Source organism: Nocardia yamanashiensis NBRC 100130, from assembly GCF_001613325.1.
GTDB classification, from domain to species: Bacteria; Actinomycetota; Actinomycetes; order Mycobacteriales; family Mycobacteriaceae; genus Nocardia; species Nocardia yamanashiensis.
This window is the reverse complement of record NZ_BDCD01000002.1, coordinates 605,425-627,295: the sequence shown is the minus strand read 5'-3', so window position 1 is coordinate 627,295 and position 21,871 is coordinate 605,425. Positions and strand designations below refer to the sequence as shown.

Genomic DNA, 21,871 nt, shown 5'->3' with positions numbered 1-21,871 from the left:
TCACTCCTCGGGAAACGCGTGCGGGCGAGACATATTGGGGCGCAGTATGGTTCCCCGGCGTGCGGTTGATCTTACGAGGGCTTAAGTGCCGTTCTTAAGAATTCGTGCCGACTGGCTCGTATCAGGTTGTCGGAAGACGGGTTACGAGTAAGATCTGGACCGCAAGATGATCATCGCACGGTTGTGGGGATTCATCATGGGTCATTTCGAGCATATTCGGGTGAACCACTTGCGATGCGGGCCGGTGGTGTGGAATGCCATGGGGTCAGGGGGGTTTCGGGCGAAGCGGCCCGCCGCTGTCCATTCGGGGAACGGGAATGGGAAATGACGAAGAGATTAACTTCCGTCGCGTTGTCGATGCTGCCGATCGCGCTGGTGATGAGTCAAGGCGTGAGCGCCGCCGCCCCCGGGCAACCGGGACTGGCGGTGCCCGGTGAGGGGCAACCCGGGCTGACCACGGAAAACCAGCCGGCGGCGAATACGCCCAGCCCGGCGGATTACATTCCGGACCCGCCGATTCCGGCGCCCTCACGGCCCCGGCCGAGCCAGCAGACGAATCCGCAGATGGATACGTATGTGCAGCCCAAGCAGCCGGAGCAGTCGGCGGGGGAAGAGACGCAGCCGGAAGCGCCCGCGGAGAACGCGCCCGCGGTGTTGTCGACCGATCCGCACAAGCTGCGGGTGGGGACGAACTCGGTCGAGTTGCCGGACTTCGTGGACAAGAAGACCCGCGACAAGGCGCAGGCGTACGTCGACATGGCGGAGTGGCAGATCGCTGCCGCCTACGACAGGATGGGCTTCTCGCAGAACGAGTCCGATCGGCTGGCCGCCTCGAGCTTCGGCGGCGCGGGCCTCGGTCTGGCTGCCGGTGGCATCGCGACCGTCGCGCTGGTTCCGATCGGGTGCGGGGTGGGTGCAGCGGTCGGCGCGGTCGCGGGCGGCCTGATCGGGGGAATTCCGACGGCCGGCGTAGGCGCTCCAGCTGGTGCGTTGATCGGCGGCGTGACCGGATGTCTGACGGGTGCTGCCGTGGTGGGCATTCCGGCGGTCGGCATCACCGGAACCTTCGGCGCGATCTTGGCAGGTGCTCTCGGCGGTGGCGACGCGACCAAACCTCAGCCCGCCAACCCGGAATCGATCGATCACCCGGGGGTTGTCAATGCCTCCGCCACGATCAACCCTGCGCCCGCACAGGTTTCGGCCCCCATCGTCGAAGCCGTCGCGCAGCTCGCCCCAGCTCCCGTCGCCCAGGTCATCGAACCCGTCGCGGAGCAGGTCTACACCGCGGTCGACAATTTCGCCACGCAGGTCAATCAAGTGGTCGAGCAGCAGGTCGTCCCCGTGGTGCAGCAGGCGGTGCAGGACGCGTCCGCGACCGTCGACTCCTTCCGCACGGCGGTGGAGAACATGCCCGCGCTGACCCCCGAAGCTTTCCTGGCCGCGATCGCACCCGCGCCGGGTGCGTGACCGGAACGGCACGGGAGACGCCGTGATCGAACAGGACGATGGCCTAGCCGCGCGCCCGCCGCTGCCCGCACTCGACCCGATAGCGGGCGAATCGGACAGCCCGGCGGCGGCTCCCGGCTGGGCGCAATGGCTGAACGAGGGCGCCGCACCGGTCGAATCGGCGGCGGATCGGGAATCCCGGCTCAGCGCAACCGAACTGCTGGCCGAGGATCCGATGGCCCCGCTGGTCCTGGAAGCCCGGCGGCGCGCCGCGCAGACCCAGCGCCGGCGGCAGCTGCGCGACCGCTTCCTCCTCGCGGGCGGGGCGCTGCTGACCCTGGTGGTGCTCGGCGTCGCGGTGTGGCTGACCTTCACCCCCGAAGCCGACGAACCCGTCGCCGCTCCCCCGCCGAGCCCCCAGACCTCCGCCACGGACGCCCAGCCGGGATTGAACGTGTGGTGCCCGGCGGTCAACACCCCGGACCGGGTGATCGGTTCCGGCGCGGGCGATCCCGGCACCGGGCCCGGTGCGATCATGCGGCTCGAATACGCCTGGTACGTGCAGCGCGATCCGGCGGCCGTGCGCGCACTGCTCGCCCCGGGCGCGCAGGCCGCCAGCGAAGAGGCCACGCGCACCGCCATTTCGGCGACCCCGGCGGGCACCCAGCATTGCGTGACCATCACGCCGCTGGGGTCGGATCGCTGGAACGTGAACGTCGACGAGCTGCGGCCGGACGGCTCCCGGCCCTCCTGGCAGCAGATCATGATCACCACCGTGTCCGGTGGGCAGGCTCGGATCAGCGCCATTCTGGCGGGAGGCAACTGATGAGCGCCCGCCGCCGCGTCACACCACCCGGAGCGGGAGGTGACTGATGACGCAGATCCACGATTTCCTGCGGGGCCTCGACGAACCCGGCCGGCCGGAGGAACCGGCGGTACTGTCGCGGCCCGCCGCCGCCGGATCACCCACGGACCCGGTGCCTTTGCGCGGCGGGCAAGGGCGGCTGCTCCGCGCGGCGCTGCCGTCGGCGCTGGTGCTGGGCGGCTCCGGATCGTCGGGGGCCACCACCACGGCGATGGGGCTCGCGGCCGCGGCGGCGGTCGACAGCGAAGGTGAGGTGTGGCCGGTCGCGGTCGATGCCACGCTCGGCGGCGGGGACCTCGCACTGCGCGGCTGCGATGCGGCGGCGCCGCCCGGGACGCTCCAGAAGTGGCTGGACGCACCGCATCCCGAACTCGCTTCCACGGTGGGGGCGTACGCGGGGCGGACCACTACCGGAGTGCGGATATTGAGCCGCAGCCCGGAAGCCCTGCCGCGCCGGGAATCGCTCGTCTCGGTGGCGCGGCACCTCGAAACCGCGGGGCTGCTGGCGGTTTTCGACGCGGGCGCGCCGGTGACCAGCCGGTTGGCCGCGCCGCTGCTCGCCGATCCGCGGGTCGGGCTGGTGCTGACCGTGGCGGCGCGGCCGGATGCCATCAACCGGCTGCAACCGGCCCTGCAATGGCTGGACGAGAACTACAGCGAATTCGTGGTCGGGGACGCGGTGATCGTGCTGACCGAGCAGGTGCCGGGATCGGCGGCCGCGGTGGTCGAACACGTGCGCACCCATCTCGGGTCGTGGGTACGCGAAGTGGTGAAGGTGCCGTTCGACATTCACCTCGCCGGGGGCGGGATGGTGTCGTGGCATCGGCTCGCCGCCGAGACCCGGGACGCGTACCTCGCCCTGCTGGGGGCGCTGCGATGACCACCTTCCGGGAACGGCCCGCCTCGCCGTATGCCGAGGACTACCAGGAACTCTCGTCAGCACCTACGCGCGCGACGCCGGATCCGGTCCTCCCCCAACCCAGTCCGGTCCTCCCCCAACCCAGTCCGGTCCTCCCCCACCCCGATCCGCTCCTCTCTCAACCGGGTCCCGTCCTCTCTCAACCGGGTCCGGTCCCACAACTGGATCCGGTCCTTCTGCACTCGGACATGTCCGCGCGTCATCAACCGGACCTGCCCCCTCGTCATCCCGGCGTGCTTCCAGCCGGGGTGCCCGCGGTCGCCGCGCCGCCGGTGCCGATGTGGCATCGGGCCGTGCCCAATCCCACCGGGCCGCCGCCGCTGCTGTGGCTGGTCGGGGTGCACGGCGGGGCCGGGGTGAGCAGTCTGGCGGCGAGCATGAGCTGGGCCGGGGATGCGGGGCAGCGCTGGCCGGCGCGGATCGGGCTCGGGGCCGATATGGATTCGCCGCTCGTGGTTCTGGTGGCACGGTCGCATATGCGAGGAATCAACACCTTGCAGCGGGCGCTGCTGGCGCATCAGCAGCGCGCCACCCCCGCGGGGTCCGAGGTGGTGGGAATTCTCACGGTCTCGGACTCCGCGCGGCCACTGCCCGCGCCCGTCGCCACCCGGCGCGAGGAAGCCGAACGGCTCGCGCACGAACTCGGCGCGCGCACCTGGCGGCTCGGCTGGCTGGAACCCTGGCGCGCCCTCGAACCGCACGAACTGGCGGCGTGGACGCCCGCGCAAGGCTTTTCGCCGCTCGACGACGGGGACCCCACCCGCACCCCACCGCAACCGGTTCGGCTGCTCGCCGAACAGATCCTCATCGCCGCCCGGCAGGCCGGCGCCCGGATCACCGCCCGCGTCACCGCCGACGCACCCGAGTCCCCGAGCTGAACGAGGTGCGAAATGCATCGGAAACTGTTGTCCGCGGGAACCATCCGGAACTCGGCGCTGCTCACGGCGGTCGTGTGCGCCGTCGCGGCGGTGGCCGTGGGCGGGGCGCGCGCGGACGCGCCCAGTACCCAGATCAATCTCGACAAATGCCCGGCGCTGTTCGCGTTCGGGATTCAAGGCACCGGCGAATCCTCGCCGGACGCGGCCATCACCACCGATACCGGAATGCTGTCCACGGTGTTCCGGCCCATGATGGCCGACGCCACCGAACTGGTGGCACGCGCGTACGTGCCCTATGACGCCACCTTCGGCGGGGCTACGACCAGCGGCACCACGCCGTATCTGCAATCGGTGGCCAAGGGCAAGACCACCCTCGAGTCGATGGTGAAGCAGGTGGTCGAACGGTGCCCCAGCACCCGCATCGCCCTCACCGGGTATTCGCAAGGCGCGCACGTGGCTTCGCTGTTCGCGCAGGAGGTCGGGGCGGGCAAGGGGGTGGTGTCCGCCGACAAGGTGGTGGCGGTGGCGCTGTTCGGCGACCCGACCCGCAATACCGCCGCGGGGCTGTTCCCCAGTTCGCCCGGCAAGACCAAGCCCGATGCCGCGCCCGGGACCAGCGGGAAAGCGGTGGCGGCGCTGGAGGATCCGCCGCAGTACTCGATGGGCGCGACCGGCGCGGGCATGGGCAACGACAAGAACGCGTCGGTCAGCTTCGGCAAGCTCGCCGGGCGGGTCGCCAGCTTCTGCTCCAGCGGGGACCTGGCCTGCGACGCGCCCAGTGGCGCGCCGATCGTGCGGGCGGTGGCCAATATCGCCGGGCAGGTGGAGGTTTCGGGCGGGGATCCCATCGCCTCGCTGAAATCGGTGGCGGAGGCGCTGGCCTACACCTCGATCAAGACCTTCACCAATGTGGTGAACAACGACGTCAAGGGCGAGTCGCTGGCGAATCTGTCCTACGAGCCGAAGAAGTCGATCTCCGAGCGGATCGCCGAGGCATCCTCGCCGACCACCTCGCTGGATCTGGGGTCGGCGTTCCAGGCGCTGATCAAGGTGGGGACCATCGCCATCAATTCGGTGGTGTCGGTGGTGAAGTCGGTGCTGACCGCCACCAATATCGCCGAGATCGCCACGGCCGGGCTGGCCAATCCGATCGCGGGGCTGGCCGTGCTGGGGACCAAACTGGTCAGCGCCGTCACCACGCTGGTGCCGCCGACGACGGTGAGCACGCTGGTGCAGCAGGCGTTCACGGCGGTGTCGACCAACATCACCGACAACAAGGATCTCCTGGACGTGACCACCTGGTCGCGATACTGGAACATGGCGCAGAAGCACGATTACACGGTCGCGCCGGGCGCCGATTTCGGGGAGAGCGCGACGCAGTACGCGGGACGGTGGTTCGCGGCCATCGCGCAGGATCTGTCGAGCGCCGTCGAGAGCGGGACGGTGCCGAGCGGGGGTAGCGACAAGCCCACCGGCGGGTTCGATTTCACGGGCGGGTCGACGGTCACCACCAGTGTGATGCCGGGGTTCCCGCTCGGGGGCGGGGCGACGACCTCGAGCAGCGCGCCGGATCTGTTCGGGACCACCACGCCGGGCGCGCCGTCCAGCGGGCTGCCGTTCTTCCAGAGCTCGGGCGTGCCGACGACCAGCGGGCAGCCGGCCATCATTCCGGGCACCCAGCCGCAAGCCGTGCGATGAGGCCGCGCGGGGGCGCCCGGCGGGAAAGACAGGGGGCGCGATGAGCACGCGAGAATCCGATCCGCCCGAACCCACGGGCGGCGGGGCGTACAGCGGGAGCTGGGCCGATTGGATCGAGCCCGCGCCGGAACCCGTTGCGGCGCGCGAGGATCGGTACGAGAGCCGGTACCGCGACGACGACTACGACGATTACGACGACGAGTACTACGACGACGAACCCGCGCCCGCGCGGCGGCTGGGGCGGGCCGGGGTGCATCGGCAGGCCCCGTCCGGGCGGGCGTGGGTGGCGCCGCTGCTGGGGGTGCTGGCCGTGCTCGCGGTGGTGGCGGCGGTGGCGGTGCAGGTGTCGAAAGTCACCGGGACGCAGGAGCATCCGACGGCGGTCGCCACGATTCCGGCGGGGACCTCGGCGACCACCACGACCTCGGCGGAGCCCGCGGCCGCGGCGGCCGGGAGCTGTGCCAGCGAGGTCAATGGCGGGCATGTGCGCGGGAACGGGCCGGGCAGTACGAAATCGGGGACGGATGTGATTCTCGCCCTGCAGAACCGGTACTACGTGGACCGGTCCGGGGCGAAGGTGCGGGAGATGTACGCGCCGGACGCGGCCGCGCCGAGCGTGGCGCAGATCCAGGCCGGGATCGACTCCATTCCGGCCGGGACCACCTACTGCGTGCAGATCCTGCCGGGGCCGCTGGACGGGCAGCACATCATGGTGGTGAACGAGACGCATCCCGATTCGACCCGCAAGACCTGGCCGCCGCAGCTGGTGCTGACGGTGGCGAGCGGGGACCGGACCTTGATCAGCGCCATCGTGCCGTACGAGGACGGCACGCCGCGGTGACGCGCCGCAGGGCCGGAGAAACGGCCGTTACGCTGGCGTTTTGGAACTTCCGCGGGTCGTCGGCTAATGTTCTCTCTCGCAAGCCACGGACGGAAACGCCCAGGTGAGCGGTTTGCGGATGTAGCGCAGCTGGTAGCGCATCACCTTGCCAAGGTGAGGGTCGCGAGTTCGAATCTCGTCATCCGCTCTTTCGAAGCCCCGGAACGGCCATCAGGCCGGACCGGGGTTTCGCCGTTTCGGACACGGGCATACCGGGCAATCCGACACGCGGTGAAACCACCAGGGGCACAGCACAACTCACAGAGGTTCCCGCGCGGGCATCATCGATTTGGCGGTACCTTCGTGTGGTGACGATCATGCTCAGCGCTCTCCACGACACTGTGCTCCTCCACGGCTCCGGGCTCGGTGACACCCTGGCCCAGCAGATGGGCAACCCCACGCCCGAAACCCCGCCGGTGGCCGACAAGCTGATGAAGCTCGTCCGCTACTTCACCTGGTTCGTGCTGCTGTCCGGCATCATGGCCATCACCTACGCGGGCGGCCGGTTCGCCTGGGAGAAATGGTCCGGCGGCGGCCTGGCCTCGCCGAAGATGGTGGCCGGGGCGATGATCGGCGGCATCATCGCGACCAGCGCCGGAACCATCATGAACGCGGCCATCGGAACCTAGTTTCCGGTCGCGGTTGCGCCGAGCTGTCGGTGCGCGGCGTTAGGCTCGTCGAACAGACTGGCGAACGAAGTAGGGGCCGCCTTGACGAGCAGTGATACGCGCACCGATCTCTACGGCGACCTGGGCGACGGCGTGAGCTTCGGCTTCGAGGACGTCAACCAGGTGGTCGCGGAACTGGTGGCGGAACAAGCCGTGGAACGGCCGCGCGACGGGGAGCTCATCACCTGCCGGCTGGGGCTGGACGGGGAAGCGCCCGAAACGCTCACCGTGCTCGGCTCGCGGTTCGGGGTGTCCCGTGATCGCGCCCGCCAGCTCTACACCCGGGCCGTCGGCAATCTGGTGCGCCAAACCCAGCTGACCGGTCACCCCGATCTCGACGTGTTCGGGACGCGGTACCCCGTAGGACGCGGAGACGAGTGGCTGGTTCGCACGCTGCTCGCCGAAACCTATGCCACCGATACCGATATCGCCGCCCAGGATTGGGCGTACCTGAAATTGCGCCTGGCGGGTCACGACCTTCAAGAGTGCAAGCGCATCGCCGGGTTCGTCTTCCAGCGCATCGCGGGCTGGCAGCAGAAGGGCCGCTGGCATCTGCTTCCGCCGCAGCAGCCCGAGGAAGTGCCTGCGGGCGTGTGGAATCCGTGGCTGCACCGTGTGGAGTGGGGGGCGGGCGCACCCGATGAACTGCCCGACGGCCCCGCCCGCACCGTCGATCTCACCGATGACGGCCGCGGCCGCATGTACTCCGAAAAACTCTCCCGCGAAGTAACTTTCGACACCGGCCTGCAAGCCCGCCTGTTCCGCCTGCTGGACGCCAGCGAGCGCGTGGAAACCTTCCAGGAGTTCCCCGCCCCCGTCACCTACGACATCGACTCCAGCGAACGCCTGCACCACCCCACCGTCGCCGTCCGCTTCACCGACGCCCGCACCGTCCTCATCGACGTGATCCCCCTCCCCCACACCGCCTTTCACGTCAACCGCGCGAAAGCCACCGCCGGCCGCGCCTACGCCCACACCCACGGCTGGGGCTGGCTGGTCTGGACCGGCTCCCGCCACGGCGTCACCGACCTCGCCACCCGCGAAGTCGACGCCCACACCGAGAACATCCTCCGCAACCGCCTTGCCTCCGGCCCCCTCGCCTGGCCGGAGCTACGCACCCTCCGAACCGACATCGGCCTCGACCCCCTCGACCTGGCCGGCCTCACCCTGCGCCACCAATGGCGTTGGGACCGCGGGCCGTTCCGCCTGTCCCGCTGAATCGCCGGTTGCGGCAGGCGGAGCCGGTGCGCCCGCAGTGCGCACCGGCTCCGATAGGCACCGCCTAGCGGCGGTGCGAGTCCTTTCTGGGCGGTTCGACCTTGGGGGGCTTCGGCTTGTCGGGTTGCTTACCCAGGGTGGCCAGCGAACCGTGGATGTGGTTGCCGGAGGTGATCACCGCGGTGCGGCCGTAGGTGAGGCCCAGGGCGGAGGGATTCATGTTGAAGAGCGAGGGTTCCTGCAACCAGTCGCTGGGGGAATACACGGCCTGCAGGACTTCGAGGGCTTTGCCGGGAGCGGCGCCGTGACGGCCCAGGACTATGTAGCAGGCCGAGCCGCCCTTGTCGGGGTAGCCGACGAATTTCTTCCAGGCGGCCATGGTGGCGCCGATGCTCATCAACCAGTGCGAGAAATCCTGGGAGGGATAGTTCAGCAGGTCGATGGCGAAACCGCTTACGGCGGCGATATATCCGCGGCTGCCGACACTATTGAGATCGTTCATCATGGCGGTGTAGATGGACGGATCGGGGACCAGGGAATGGGGTTCGTAGGTTTGGTAATACAGGTGCGACATGACGGGTTCGAAACTGACCGGATCGTATAGTGCGATCTGATAGCCGCCTACCGGGGCCGCTTGACCGGGGGCGATGACGGTGGGAGCGGGCGGAGTCACCGGCGGATTCGGGGTCGCCACATTGCCATTGGTGATGATGCCCCACGAAGTGCTCACATTGCCGCCGCCGGGAGCGCCGTTGGGGGTGTAGTCGGTGTTGGCGTAGCAGAGGATCGCGCCATTGGTGTATGCCTCGAGGGCTTGCGCCACCGCTACCGCTTGATTGCCGTGGAAGAGGTTGTTCAGCGGGCTGAGTGAGAACTCCACCACGGAGGGGTTCTTCATCACCTGCGAGGACCACTGCTCGAATATGCCGGAGTGGTTGTCGCCATAGCTGGGATTGAGGGAGTTCAGCAGGCCGTTGTCGCCGCCGGTGGCGTCCACCGTGACGATGCGGCTGTCGGACCAGGTGCGGCCGAGTTCGTCCCATTGGGTCTTGGATTCGGCCTTGGCGGAGGTGAACACCGCCTTGTACTCGAGCTGGATATTGGCGCTGACCTGCTGCTGGTTCATCGAGTACGAGGTCTGCACGGCCTCGTAGTAGTCGAGGCTGCCGCCCACCACGACCTGGCCGACGTAATGCGTACCCCACTTGCGGAACACCGCGAAGAATTGTTCTTGATTCTGCGGAGTGAAGGAGCTCGGGAGGTTCTTGATGTCGGGATCGTCGCGGAAATCGCTGCTCAGCCATTCGTCCGATGAATGGTGCAGATTCAGTTGCCACGCAGTGAAATCCGACTCGTAAATGCCGTAATAGTATGACTGGTCGGTATTTACGGTGCGACTGTACGCGACATTGAACTGCCCGCTGAACGCGCCGTACGAGGCCGAAGCACTGGCCTTCGTCGCGAAATGCGACTGGAACTGCTCGACGGTACTGTAAACGAAAGAGGAGACGGTGGTGTTGGTGTACTCGATCGGCTGGACATTCGTCGGCACCGAGTAGGTGATACCCGTGGGCGGATACTCCCAGTTCTTGCCGTCGGGACCTAGATCGATGATTTGCTGCGTCAGTGATCGAATACTGTAGTCGCCCAGGATATTGAATCCTGATCCGATCGCGCCAGCACCGGGAATCTGCTGCATCGTAATTATCCTTCCGGTTGCCGTCCCCGCGCCAATCGTACGAGCAGAATCCGGGCAATCCGCCGGATATTCCCTACCATAAGCGAATTCGAAGGTTTCGCGACAGTCGCCTCATCGAATGTTCACGTGTCCATTCGCGGCCGCCGAGACCGAATCCGGCGGCGTGGAGATCATTTCGCCGCCGCGTGTCCGCGTTTGCGACGCGCGTCCCGGGGCAGGTCCAACACGTCGACCTACCTCCAACTTCCGGGGAACGATCATGGGTATTGCAGAGGGCACGGCGAACGAATCATCGAGTGGGACGACGGAGCGGACCGGCGAGGTGCGGGGATGACGCCGTCGTTGCGTGGACTTGTGCTGGCGCCGGTGCGGCTTCCGTTGCTCGCGGCCGCGGTGGTGGCCGAGAAGGGGACGGATGTGGTGCGGGCCGTCGCGCCTGAGCCGGTCATCGAGCTTGTCGACGGGTTCGGGCGTGAGGCGGCGGCGTTGTTCGATCCTCGGGCGCAGCGGTGGCAGCGGCGAATCTCGGTGCGGGGAGACCGGATTCATGCCGAGGTCAAGGGGTTGCGGGGCGAGCGGGCGGCGGAAATCGGGGAGCTGTTGAGTGAGCGGCTCGGTGGGCACCACGCGGTCCGGTGGTTGCGGGTGAACGCGGTCAATGGGCGGGTGACGGTGCAGACCGAACCGGATCGGCTCGACGCCGGTGAATTGGATGACGCGCTCAGTGAACTCGAACGTAAGGCGGGCACCGAGGACATTCCGTGGAGCCGCCATCTGACCGATCCCTCCGATCAGGAACCGGTGTTCACCAGCGCCGCGCAGCTGGCGGGCGATGTCATCGGCATCGGGCTCGCTGTGGCGGGCAAGGTGATTCCGACTTCACCGGTCGCCGATTTCGTGCGCTCCACCGTCAGTCTCGTCGACGGTCAGCCCCAGCTGCGCAGAATGCTCGAGCGGCAGCTCGGCGTCCACCGCGCCGATACCGTTCTGGCCCTCGGCAATGCCGTCGGCCAAGCCTTGGACTCCCAGCTCAGCGCCCTGCTCGCCGACACCCTGCAACGCACGGTGCGCCTCGTGGAAGCCACCGCGCGCTACAGCCAATGGCGACGCTGGGACAGCCTGCTCGCCACCCCCGACCAGCCCGGTGTGGCCGAATACCACTCCCCCGCACCACGACCCGTGATCCTGCCCGCCGGACCCATCGAACAAACGGCGTCCCAGATCGGCGCCGCGGCCGCAGCCGCCTCCCTGGCCACCCTCACCGGCCGTCGCGGCACCTCCGACGCCGCCGACGCCCTGGCCGCGGGCGTGCCGCGCGCCGCCCGCGCCGGGCGCGAAACCTTCGCCGGCGTCCTGTCCACCCTCATGACCCGGCACGGCGTCCTCACCATCGACCCGCGTCTCTGGCGACGCCTGGACCGCGCCTCCGCACTGGTAGTGGACCGTCACGCCCTCCGCGGCGACCGCCCCGTCGTCCTGTCCGCCGAACCTCTCGACCCCACCTGGACCGTCGAACACGTGTGGAGCGCCTCCCAGCGCCTGTTGCGGCCCAACGGATCCGAACTCCCCATCCCACCCCCACCCGGCCGCCACCGCGAAACCCTCCGCCTCGAACCCGAAGGTTCGGATGAGGCGCACGCGGACGGCAACGCCGCGGGGGAACCAAACGAAACACCCACTGGCGACAACACTTCAGTCGGCGAGAAACGCGGCCGACGCAGCGCAGGCGGAGAACACGCGGTCCGCGTCGCGCGCGCATCCGACAACTCCGGTGTGGCGGAGGGAGATCCCGCGTGGCACCGGCTGTATGAGGGAGACGAAGTCGTCGGTCGCGCGCTGATCGGGCGGGAAGCGCATCCCGAAGCGCTGGGGCTGCTCGCGGCGGCGCGGCGAGCGGGACTGCGAGTGGTGTTGCTGGGCGACGAATCGATGAGTGAATTGCGGCGCAGCGCTGACGAGTTCGTCACGGGCGGTGGGTCGGAGACGGCGCTGGTGCGGCGATTGCAGAAGCAGGGGCATGTGGTCGCGGTGCTGAGTGGCCGGGCGCACAAGGCTTTGGGGGCAGCGGATCTGGGGATCGGCTTGGTAGAGCGCGAGGGCGGGCAAGTGCGGGTGCCTTGGCAGGCCGATGTGGTGTGCCCGGATTTGGAATGTGCGCGGCGGATTATCGCGGCGGTGGGGCCGGCGCGGGCGGTGAGTGAGCGGGGGCGGGTGCTGGCGCTGTCGGCGGCTACGTTGACCGGATTGCTGTTGGCGTCGGGGCCCGCGGGGGCTCGGCCGGTGGCGGCGACCGCGCCGTTGTCGAGTGCGACGGGGCTGAGTTCGGTGAGCGGGATGCTGGCTGGGCGCAGTGCGGCGCGGGCGAGCGATGTCACGGCCGTGCCGTTGGTGCCGTGGCATGCGTTGGAGGCCGATGAGGTGCTGGCGCGGCTGCCCCCGCCTCCGGAGGTTAGCGCCGCGCACGGTGCTGTCGCTTCCGGTGCTATCAGAACCGCGCGGTGGTTCGCTACTCCTGCAACTACTTTGGGTGAGCTGGCTACTCAAGTGCGGCGTGAGCTCGCCGATCCGCTGACCCCGTTGCTGGCGGTGGGCGCGGTGGCTTCGGCACTCCTGGGTTCGCCGACCGATGCCGTGCTGGTGGGGTCGGTGCTCGGGCTCAATGCCGTCGTCTCCGCATTGCAGCGCCGCCGCGCAGGGCAATCACTGCATCGGCTGCTGGTCGGTGAACGGCTGCTCGCGCGCCGCGTCGAGAACCCCCGGGAACGTCGCGCCGTCGAATCGGGCGGCGAGGCAGAGGAACTCGGACACGGCAGCGATCAGGGAAACCTGGACGGCGGATCGGGTGCGGTCGGTTCGATCGGGGAGCGGGAGGGGGAGGTTGCGGCGGATGGGTTGCGGGTGGGGGATGTGATCGTGCTGCGGGCGGGGGCTGTGGTGCCGGCTGATGCTCGGTTGCTGGCGGCGGAGGGGCTGGAGGTGGACGAGTCGGGGTTGACGGGTGAGTCGGTGACGGTGGAGAAGGAGGTGGGGGCGACTCCCGGGGCGGCGCTGGGGGATCGGAGTTGCATGGTGTTCGAAGGGGGCGTGGTGGTGAACGGTCAGGCGCGGGCCGTGGTGGTCGCGGTGGGGGCGGGGACCGAGGCGGGGCGGGCGTTGGCGGCGGCGGGGGCGCCGCGGGGCGGCGGGGTGCAGGCGCAGTTGAAATCGCTTTCGTCGCAGGTGCTTCCGCTGACGTTGGGTGGCGGGAGCGTGGTGGCGGCTGCCAGTTTCCTGCGCGGATTGCCATTGCGGCCCGCGCTGGCGGACGGGCTCGCGGTGGCGGTGGCGGCCGTGCCCGAGGGATTGCCGTTGGTGGCCACGGTGGCGCAACTGGCCGCCACCCGGCGATTGTCGCGGCACGGGGTGCTGGTGCGGTCGAGCCGGACCATCGAGGCATTGGGGCGGTTGGATACCGTGTGCTTCGACAAGACCGGGACGCTCACCGCCGGGCGATTGCATCTGGACGCGCTGGCCGACGCGGACGAGACGTGGGATACCGAGAACGCTTCGGGCTCACCGCAATCCCGCCGGTTGCTGCGCGCGGCGGCGCGCGCCTGCCCGCACGAGGACGACGGGCCGACCCACGCCACCGACCGGGCCGTGGTCGATGCGGCGGACCGCCTGCTCGGGGCGAAGGCGGCGCACACCTGGGATCCGATCGAGGAGGTCCCGTTCGAGAGCAATCGCGGGTATGCGGCGGCCGTGGGGCACACCGCCCACCACATCCGCCTCGCGGTGAAGGGCGCGCCCGAAGTGCTGCTCCCCCGCTGCACCCAGGTATTGCGCGCCAATGGCGAAGGCGACCGGGTGATCACCGCGTTCGACGCCGAGCAGCGCGCCGACGCCGAAGCGGCCGTGCAACGCCTGGCCGAACGCGGCCTGCGCGTACTGGTGGTGGCGCGCCGCGATTTCCCGCGCGCGCCGGCCGAAGTCGCCGAGGAGATCGAGCAATTGACGCTGCTGGGATTCATCGGTCTCGCCGATACGCCGCGTCCGCAGACCCCGGATCTGGTGGGGCAGCTGGCGCGCAACGACATCAGCGTGCGCATGATCACCGGGGATCATCCGGTCACCGCTCGCGCCGTGGCCCGCCAGCTCGGCATTCCCGCCGATGAGGTGGCGACGGGCGCGGACATCGACGCGCTCGATGAAGACGAGCAGACCGAATTTATCGACCGGGCAACCGTTTTCGCTCGGGTTACGCCCGAGCACAAGGTGCGCATCGTCACCGCGTTGCAGCGCCGAGGGCATGTGGTCGCGATGACCGGCGACGGGAGCAATGACGCGGCGGCCATTCGCAGCGCGGATATCGGTATCGGTCTCGCGGCGCGGGGTTCGGTGGCGGCACGCGAGGCGGCGGATCTCATCATCACCGGTACGCCCGTCAGTGATGCGGACCGCGGCGGCGAATCCGCCGATCCGGCAGACGATCTCGACCTCACCGTATTGCTCACCGCGCTCGTCGAAGGCCGCGGCATGTGGCAGCGCGTGCGGGACGCCATCGGAGTCCTGGTGGGCGGCAATGCGGGCGAGGTGACCTTCACCGTGCTGGGCACCCTGCTGTCCGGGAAGGCGCCGATCGGCACCCGGCAGTTCCTGCTGGTGAACCTGCTGACCGACCTCGGCCCCGCCATGGCGGTCGCGCTGTCCAGCACTCGAACCAGTGCGGACGCCGCCGAACCCGCCGACACCGGCAGCGAATTGGGCGAACTGCCCCGCCCGGAACTCGGCGGCGATTTCCTGCGCACGGTCGCCGTACGCGGAGCCTGTACGACGGCGGGGGCGGGTGCGGCCTGGCTGCTGGGCCGCGCGACCGGCACGCAGCGCCGCGCCGCCACCATGGCGCTGGCGGCGCTCGTCTCCACGCAGCTCGGCCAAACCCTGGTGATCGGCCGCCACAGTCCCCTGGTGTGGGTGACCGCGGCCGGGAGCACCGCGCTGCTGGCCGAAATCATCATGACGCCGGGCGTGAATCGATTCTTCGGGTGCGTAGCGCTGGATCCGGTGGCGTGGGCGATCGTCACCGGTTGCGCGGTCGGCGGCACCATCGGCGCGGTCTACGCGGGACACGCGCTGGCGGCGTGATGGTGCGCGCCGGCCTCGCGGGCGCTACGCGGACGGGCTCGCGATCAGGCACCACAGGCCGATCAGCGGGTCGAGGTCGCACCAGCCGCCGGCGACGGGTTCGCTCGTCACCGGCTCGGCCGCGGGGGTTTCGAGGGGGACGGGGGCGGCCGCGGCGGTGGTGGCGCCAGCGACGAGGGCCGCGCCGATCGTGCAGGCGGCGAGGGAAACGCGAATAGTGTTGCGAACTGCCATTATCTGAAATCCTCACTAGGTCGAACAGCCGGGAATCGATCTTCGGCTCGAACGCTCCCACCGTAGGAGCGGGAGTCGGGGATGGGTATCGGGCGGATGCCCTATCGAGATCAGTCCGGAGAGGCGCGTCAGGTCAACCGCCCGGCACATAGTTTCATTTTGTTGAAAACCATTGCACTCTAACTGATTCCATCGCCGCGATCGGGAACACGCGCGAATGCGGGCGGGTTGCCACCGGCATGACTATCGGAATTGCGCTCGCCCCCGCGAACGCCGGCAACTATGTCGATGCCACCGTGACCCAGGCGCGCACGGTGCACGAACTCGGCGTCGGATCGGTCTGGTTCGGGCAGCGGATGGACTACGACTCCCCCGTCCTGGCCGCGATCGTCGGCCGCGAAATCCCCGGACTCCAGGTCGGCACCTCCGCCATCCCCGTCGTCGGCCGCCACCCCCTGATAGTCGCCTCGCAAGCCCAGACCGCCCAAGCCGCCACCCACGGCCGCTACCACCTAGGCCTGGCCGTCGGCTCGGCGCTCGTCGCCGGAGCCTTCGGCACGCCGTTCGACCATCCCATCGCCCGCCTGCGCGAATTCCTCACCGCGATAACGCAACTCCTCGACGCCGGAACCGCCGACTTCCACGGCGAACTGCTCACCGCCACCCCGACGCTGCCCACAGCGGTCCCCGGTGCCAGCCCCCGCACCCCCGTCCTGGTAGCGGCGATGGGCCCGCAAGCATTGCGCGTCACCGGCGAACTGGCCGACGGCATCCTCCCCTACCTGGCCGGCCCGAAAACCCTGTCCGAGCACATCATTCCCGCCATCACCCGCGCATCGGCCACCACCCCGCGCGTAATCGCCTTCGTACCCGCCGTGGTCACCGCCGACGCCGAAGCCGTCCGCGCACAGGCCATCGACAAACTCGCGTTCTACGAACAGGTCCCGTCCTACCGCCGAGTCATCGACCTCGAAGGCGCAACCCGCGCAGCCGAACTCGCCCTCATCGGCGACGAGGAAACCGTAGCGGCAGGCATCCAGCACTACTTCGACGCCGGAGCCACCGAAGTAGTCTTCACCAGCACCAACCTGAGCACCCCCGAAGACGAACACCGAACCTGGGCCCTGGCAGGTCAACTCGCCGCCGACCGCACCGCCGCGACAGCATCCGCCTGAGGACGCTCGTCACGGAGCCTCAAGTCAGGCGGCGGGTGGCGAGTTCGGCGTGGGAGATGCGGCGCAGGGCGGCGAGGATCGGTTCGTAGAGGGCGGTGCCCAGGACCGCGTATTCGATTGCTTCCGAAGGGGTTTCGACGGGGAGGTGGTCTATGTCGTAGACGGCTATGGACATGATGTGGGGGGCGTAGACGTGCAGGCGGGCTTCATCGAGGGGGAGGCCGGCGGCTTCGGCGGCGGCCAGGCCTAGTTCGAGTTGGGCTACCGCGGGGTAGTCGTCGGGGACGGAGTAGCCGAGGGAGGTCAGGATCGCCCGGGCTCGGGGGTAGACGGGGTCGGGGGTGGATTCGACGGCGGGCGGGAGGGAGGCGGTGGCGACGGCCAGGGCGTCGAGGAGCGGGAGGTCCTGCTGGTCGATCACCTCGGTGATGGATTTGATGCGGGTCATCGGGACGCCGAGGTGGGAGAGGGCCTTGATGAGGGCGATGCGGCGGAGGTGGGGCTCGCCGTAGACGGCGCGGGTGGCGCTGGTGGCTTCACCGGGCATGAGCACGCCGGTGCGCAGGTAGAACTTCACCGTCGGTAGCGGGACGCCGGATTGCGCGGCGAGTTCCGAGATCTGCATCGGCGGGCTCCTTCTTCGACGGGTCTTGACATTGGATACTAGTACTATCCAATATTGGATAGCAGCACTATCCAATGCTTTCCGGACCCTCGGGGGAACCATGTACGCCTCACTCATCGACGCGAAAATGACCATCGCCCTGGGCGCGACGATCATCTCGGTCGCCACCATCGCCTTCGGCGGAACCTTCCTGCTACGGGTGGTCACCGGCGGGCAGGAAGCCAACGACCTGCAGAAATCGTTCTTCCGCGCCGGCCACGCACATGCGGGCGTGCTGGTCATCCTCGGACTGCTGCTGACCGTGGTGGGCAATGCGGCGGGCGCGAGCCCGGGCTGGGCCAACGGCGGCGCGCTCGCCGTCCTGGTCGCCGCCATCCTCATGCCCGTCGGATTCTTCCTCTCGGTCCTGGGCCGGAACCCGGTGCGGCCCAATCGAATGATCGTCAGCCTCTGGGCCGGTGCGGCACTACTCGTAACCGGCGTGCTGACCTCGGGAATCACGATCCTGGCGGCGGGGATCGACCGGATGTGACCGCCGGCCGCGCCTACCATCGAAGTTCATGAGCATTCATGCCGATCGCCCGAATTCCGGTGTCCTCGTCGTCGACGCCCAGAACGGCGTGGTCGGCAACGCTCACCAGCGCGATCTCGTCGTCGCGGCCATCGGCCGACTGGTGGACAAGGCGCGCGACGCAGGGGTTCCTGTCGTCTGGATCCAGGACATCGGCGAGGACCGCGCTCCCGGCACCGATCCGTGGCGCATAGTCCCGGAATTGCTTCCCGCAGCGGACGATCCGCGACTCGACAAACGCTACGGCGACTCCTTCGAAGACACCGACCTGGAAAAGACCCTCGAACGCCTGGCCATCGGCCGCCTGTATATCGCCGGCGCCCAATCCGACGCCTGCATCCGATCCACCCTGCACGGCGCATTGGTTCGCGGGTACGACACGATCCTCGTCGCCGATGCCCACACCACCGAAGACCTCACCCAATGGGGCGCGCCCTCCCCCGACGCCGTCATCCGCCACACCAATCTCTACTGGGAATACACCACCACGCCGGGCCGAAGCGCGGGCGTCGTCACCGTCGACGACCTCGAATTCACGCCTTGACGGGTGCCGGGTGTCAGGTATCGGCGTGCGCGGCAGGGTATTCCGCGTGGATGTCGCCGCCGAAGAGTTTCCAGTAGAAGGCGTTCATTCGGGCGGCGGCGGGGGCGTAGCGGGTCAGGAGGGCGGTTATCGGTTGAGGTACTTCGGAGGGGATATGGCCTGTGGCGCATTGGGTTACGTATTCGTTGCGGGCTATCGGGGGTGTGCCGGGAGGGGTTATGACACCGCAGATGTCGGTGACGAGCCAGTTGACCAGGCGCATGGCGGCGTAGTCGGCGTCGTGGGTTGCGTTGCGGGTGACGAAGTCTTGTTCGGCGGGTGAGAGGGTGAAGTTCGGGGAGGTGGCGAGGCCGAAGTCGGTGAGGTAGAGGCGGTGGCCGTCGCTGCGGAGGTTGCCGAAGTGGCCGTCCATGTGGAGGAGGGCGGTGTCGGTGAGGAACTCGGTGATGGTCGAGAGTTGTTGTGCGAGTTGGGGGGCTTTGGATGTGGGGTTGTCGCGGAGCCAGTCCTCTATGGGGAGTGGGATGTATTCGCTCAGTAGGAGGAGGCTCGAGGTGGCGGCGGCCAAGGCTTCGAGGCGGGTGCGGACGGCGGGGCTGTTGCCTTGGAGGGTGACTATCGCGTCGATGTCCTCGTGTTCGGCGGCGATCGGTGGGCGGCCGGGGAGGATGCGCCAGTGGTAGAGGAGGGGGAAAGCGGTTGCGCGGGAGGCGAGTACGGCGTTGGTGACGAGGATGTTGGTGGACAATTCGCGCCACGCGTTGAAGCTGGGGCCGCCGATGCCGTATTGGCAGAACGTGGGGAGATTGAAGAGGTTGGCGGTGGAGCCGCGGTGGGTTAGTTCGAGGTCGGACAGTGGGATGCGTTTGGCGAATAGAGGGGTGCCGTCGACGTGGATAAGTGTCGACTCGCCGCCTACGCCGACGCCGATCGGTTCACCCGCGTGCAGCAGGTGGGTGAGTTGGGAATCGTTGCGGGAAGCGAGAAGAGCTGAGAGTTGCCGGTGGTGTTCGGGCCGCACCTTCATCACACGATCTTGCCAGCGGTGGAGTTTTGCTCCACTTTTTGCGGCCGACCGTCGGGAAACTGACTGGAACCCCGGAAAAGTGGAGGAAAACTCCAATGCCTGCGGATTAGGGTGGAGCGATGGCGGGTGTGAAGACGGTACAGGTGACGTTTGATTGTGCTGAGCCTGAGCGGGTTGCGCTGTTCTGGAGTGAAGCGCTGGGGTACGAGTATCAGGGGACTGCCTGTGTTGACCCGGCGGGGGTGGGGCCGCGGCTTTACTTTCAGAAGGTGCCGGAGGGGAAGGTGGTCAAGAATCGGGTGCATCTCGATATTCGGGTGGGCACGGGGTTGGTGGGTGAGGAGCGGGTGGCTACGCTCGAGAAGGAATGTGCGCGGCTGGTGGCGATCGGGGGTACGCGGGTGCGGTTGTTGCCTGCCGATGGGGTGGATGAGGCTTGTCTGGTGATGCAGGACGTGGAGGGGAACGAGTTCTGCCTGGATTGAGGCGATGAATTTCGGGGGACGGCGTCGTCACATCGTTTGGATCGCTCATACGACAGGAGTCCAGACATGGTCAGACCGTTTCGTTTCGGAGTTGTCGCGCCGCTCATGACCGATGTGCCGGCTTGGCGGGATCGGGCGCGGCGTATCGCCGACAGTGGGTATTCGACGTTTCTGGTGGCTGATTTCCCACTCACGCAACCGGCGCCCGCGCCCATGCTGGCCACCGTCGCGGCGTTGACCGATATGCGGGTCGGCACCTGGGTGTACGCCTCACCGTTCCGCCCTGCCTGGCTGACCGCGTGGGAGGCGCATTCGCTGACGGTGCTGACGGACGGTCGCTTCGAGATGGGGATCGGGACCGGGCGGCCGGGGATCGAGGACGAGTTGCGGGATCGGGGGATTCCGGGGGTGCCGGCGCCGCACGCGCGCTTGGCGGGGGTGCGGCAGACCGTCGAGGCATTGCGGGAATTCGATGGGCCGGATCGGCATACGCCCGTGGCGATGGCCGTGCAAGGTCCGAAAGCGCGGGCGCTGGCGGCGGAGGTCGCGGATATCGTGACGTTCGCGCTCGGGGATCAGCCCCGGGACGAAGTAGCGCTACTGGCAAGCGAATTCCGCGGCGACGAAGGTCCGGAGCTGGCGCTGGCCGTGCCGGTGATCGGCGATTACGTCGCACCGCATATGGCCCCGCCCACCACCGACCCCGCCGCCCTGCGCGCCGTCGATGCGCTGACCGTGCTCCCGGAGGACCCGGCGGCCGCCATCGAGGAAATCCAGCGCAGGCGCGAGGAGATCGGCTTCTCCTACTTCGTCTTCGGAGCCGACTACGCGGAAAAGTTCGCTCCGGTCGTCGCCAAGCTCGCGGGCTAGGGGTTGTAGATCTCCACGTAGGCGTTGGTCGCGACGGCGAAGACGCCCGGGCCCATGCCGGTGCAGGCCGCGTTGACGGTTTGGCCGTTGGGGGTGAAGGGATAGCTGAGGACCTTGTAGGGCCCGATGGCGTAGAGCGGGAAGGGACCGCTGGCGTAGAGGCCGACGCAGTCGAGATGGAGGACGTAATTGGAGCCGCCGTCGGGGGCGCAGGTGGCGGAAGCGTCGAAAATGCCCTTGGAGACGGTGCAATCCTGCGGGGCGGCTTGCGCGGCGGGGGCGGCCACGACAGCCAAACCCAGGGCCGAGACGCTCATGGCGGCGACGCTCGCGGCGGTGACCAGTGACTTGCTCATGAAGCTCCTTCGGTTCGTACGGTGTGCAGAGCCGGGACCGGCGGAAGGGCCGGGCCGACCCGAACACTAGGAATCGAAACGTTCCAGGGGCTATCGGGTAAACGCCCTAACTTGCTACAAACCGCAGGACATCAGCGGGTTTCGTAGCGGGTGCGGGCACGGTCGTGAGCGGTGCGGAGGAGGTCCCGGACAGCGGCGTCGGTGCGGGGGCCGGGGTTCACGATAGCCAGCCAGCCCGCGCCGGCGTAGATCGGATGCGGGTGGAGGGTGTCGGGGACGCTGGGGTCGCCGGGCACGGACTCGCGAGGCGAATGGCCGGTCGCGGCGATGAAGGCAGCGCGACCGGCATGGATATTGAGGCGGAACGCGCCGGGACGGTGCAGGCCGGAGGAAGCGTCATCGGGGTAGTCCTTGGTGACGATGGTGGCGAAAGGCTGAGTGGCGGTAGGGGTTCGGCCGTCGGGGGCGTAGTAGAAGAACACGTCACCCCAGGCGATCTCGGGGGAACCGTCGCCGGGAACGGGGCGCAGCGTCAGGACGCCGCCGAGGGCTTCGAGGTAGTCGATGATCTCTTCGATGGTCACGAGTT

At 68.5% G+C, this 21,871-nt stretch carries 20 protein-coding genes and 1 tRNA gene; 15 read left to right on the top strand and 6 right to left on the bottom strand.

Translation table 11 applies throughout. The features are described from left to right. Positions 1-324: 324 nt before the first annotated feature. The 9 genes from NY1_RS03000 to NY1_RS02955 all read left to right on the top strand — a co-directional run bounded on the left by NY1_RS03000 (position 325) and on the right by NY1_RS02955 (position 8,572). Positions 325-1,467, top strand: a complete 1,143-nt coding sequence (locus tag NY1_RS03000) for a hypothetical protein (RefSeq protein ID WP_157575225.1) — start codon at positions 325-327, stop codon at positions 1,465-1,467. A gap of 22 nt (positions 1,468-1,489) precedes the next feature. Next, the gene (locus NY1_RS02995; RefSeq protein ID WP_157575223.1) at positions 1,490-2,272 is read left to right on the top strand and encodes a DUF8176 domain-containing protein; all 783 of its coding nucleotides are present in this window, start codon (positions 1,490-1,492) and stop codon (positions 2,270-2,272) included. A 46-nt stretch (positions 2,273-2,318) separates the two neighbouring features. Continuing rightward, a complete protein-coding gene (locus NY1_RS02990; RefSeq protein ID WP_067707640.1) occupies positions 2,319-3,191 on the top strand; it encodes a MinD/ParA family ATP-binding protein in 873 nt (290 codons plus the stop codon). Positions 3,192-3,418: 227 nt separating this feature from the next. Beyond that, positions 3,419-4,108 carry a hypothetical protein gene (locus NY1_RS02980; RefSeq protein WP_157575221.1) on the top strand — a complete coding sequence of 230 codons (690 nt, stop codon included), beginning with the start codon at positions 3,419-3,421 and terminating at the stop codon, positions 4,106-4,108. Positions 4,109-4,120: 12 nt separating this feature from the next. Beyond that, positions 4,121-5,806, top strand: coding sequence for a cutinase family protein (locus NY1_RS02975; RefSeq protein WP_067707633.1), 1,686 nt, complete (start codon positions 4,121-4,123; stop codon positions 5,804-5,806). A gap of 40 nt (positions 5,807-5,846) precedes the next feature. After that, positions 5,847-6,647, top strand: a complete 801-nt coding sequence (locus NY1_RS02970; RefSeq protein ID WP_067707631.1) for a DUF8176 domain-containing protein — start codon at positions 5,847-5,849, stop codon at positions 6,645-6,647. Between the two features lie 114 nt (positions 6,648-6,761). Then, positions 6,762-6,834: transfer RNA gene (locus NY1_RS02965), tRNA-Gly, on the top strand. A 160-nt stretch (positions 6,835-6,994) separates the two neighbouring features. Beyond that, complete coding sequence (locus NY1_RS02960) at positions 6,995-7,315, top strand: hypothetical protein (RefSeq protein WP_157575219.1); 321 nt, start codon at positions 6,995-6,997, stop codon at positions 7,313-7,315. Positions 7,316-7,396: 81 nt separating this feature from the next. Continuing rightward, entirely contained in the window at positions 7,397-8,572 is a 1,176-nt protein-coding gene (locus NY1_RS02955; RefSeq protein ID WP_067707629.1) for a hypothetical protein, read from the top strand. A 64-nt stretch (positions 8,573-8,636) separates the two neighbouring features. Here NY1_RS02955 and NY1_RS02950 read toward each other — a convergent pair whose 3' ends face one another. Then, entirely contained in the window at positions 8,637-10,271 is a 1,635-nt protein-coding gene (locus tag NY1_RS02950; RefSeq protein WP_067707626.1) for an MAC/perforin domain-containing protein, read from the bottom strand. A gap of 330 nt (positions 10,272-10,601) precedes the next feature. Between NY1_RS02950 and NY1_RS02945 the strand changes: the two genes are divergently transcribed. Continuing rightward, positions 10,602-15,395 carry a cation-translocating P-type ATPase gene (locus NY1_RS02945; protein WP_157575217.1) on the top strand — a complete coding sequence of 1,598 codons (4,794 nt, stop codon included), beginning with the start codon at positions 10,602-10,604 and terminating at the stop codon, positions 15,393-15,395. 24 nt (positions 15,396-15,419) lie between these two features. Here NY1_RS02945 and NY1_RS02940 read toward each other — a convergent pair whose 3' ends face one another. Beyond that, positions 15,420-15,629 (bottom strand): hypothetical protein, encoded by a 210-nt coding sequence (locus NY1_RS02940; RefSeq protein ID WP_067707620.1) that lies wholly within the window; start codon positions 15,627-15,629, stop codon positions 15,420-15,422. 239 nt (positions 15,630-15,868) lie between these two features. Between NY1_RS02940 and NY1_RS02935 the strand changes: the two genes are divergently transcribed. Continuing rightward, a complete protein-coding gene (locus NY1_RS02935) occupies positions 15,869-16,804 on the top strand; it encodes a TIGR03564 family F420-dependent LLM class oxidoreductase (protein WP_067707618.1) in 936 nt (311 codons plus the stop codon). 19 nt (positions 16,805-16,823) lie between these two features. Here NY1_RS02935 and NY1_RS02930 read toward each other — a convergent pair whose 3' ends face one another. After that, positions 16,824-17,429, bottom strand: a complete 606-nt coding sequence (locus tag NY1_RS02930; RefSeq protein ID WP_067707615.1) for a MerR family transcriptional regulator — start codon at positions 17,427-17,429, stop codon at positions 16,824-16,826. Between the two features lie 100 nt (positions 17,430-17,529). Here NY1_RS02930 and NY1_RS02925 point away from each other — a divergent pair, with 100 nt between their 5' ends. Together NY1_RS02925 and NY1_RS02920 are read left to right on the top strand one after the other, a co-directional pair. Further along, positions 17,530-17,961: a hypothetical protein gene (locus NY1_RS02925; RefSeq protein WP_067707612.1), complete on the top strand. Its 432-nt coding sequence runs from the start codon at positions 17,530-17,532 to the stop codon at positions 17,959-17,961. A 28-nt stretch (positions 17,962-17,989) separates the two neighbouring features. Then, positions 17,990-18,544 carry an isochorismatase family protein gene (locus NY1_RS02920; RefSeq protein ID WP_067707609.1) on the top strand — a complete coding sequence of 185 codons (555 nt, stop codon included), beginning with the start codon at positions 17,990-17,992 and terminating at the stop codon, positions 18,542-18,544. Between the two features lie 13 nt (positions 18,545-18,557). Here the strand turns inward: NY1_RS02920 and NY1_RS02915 are convergent, their stop codons facing one another. Continuing rightward, entirely contained in the window at positions 18,558-19,571 is a 1,014-nt protein-coding gene (locus NY1_RS02915; RefSeq protein WP_067707606.1) for a serine/threonine-protein kinase, read from the bottom strand. Positions 19,572-19,690: 119 nt separating this feature from the next. Here NY1_RS02915 and NY1_RS02910 point away from each other — a divergent pair, with 119 nt between their 5' ends. Together NY1_RS02910 and NY1_RS02905 are read left to right on the top strand one after the other, a co-directional pair. Then, positions 19,691-20,056 carry a VOC family protein gene (locus tag NY1_RS02910; protein ID WP_067707603.1) on the top strand — a complete coding sequence of 122 codons (366 nt, stop codon included), beginning with the start codon at positions 19,691-19,693 and terminating at the stop codon, positions 20,054-20,056. A 66-nt stretch (positions 20,057-20,122) separates the two neighbouring features. After that, complete coding sequence (locus NY1_RS02905) at positions 20,123-20,926, top strand: LLM class flavin-dependent oxidoreductase (protein WP_067707601.1); 804 nt, start codon at positions 20,123-20,125, stop codon at positions 20,924-20,926. Here NY1_RS02905 and NY1_RS02900 read toward each other — a convergent pair. Together NY1_RS02900 and NY1_RS02895 are read right to left on the bottom strand one after the other, a co-directional pair. Further along, a complete protein-coding gene (locus NY1_RS02900) occupies positions 20,923-21,282 on the bottom strand; it encodes a hypothetical protein (RefSeq protein ID WP_084534575.1) in 360 nt (119 codons plus the stop codon). The two genes, NY1_RS02905 and NY1_RS02900, sit on opposite strands and share 4 nt — an antisense overlap. 131 nt (positions 21,283-21,413) lie before the next feature. Then, positions 21,414-21,866, bottom strand: coding sequence for a DUF6194 family protein (locus NY1_RS02895; RefSeq protein ID WP_067707599.1), 453 nt, complete (start codon positions 21,864-21,866; stop codon positions 21,414-21,416). Positions 21,867-21,871 lie beyond the last annotated feature (5 nt).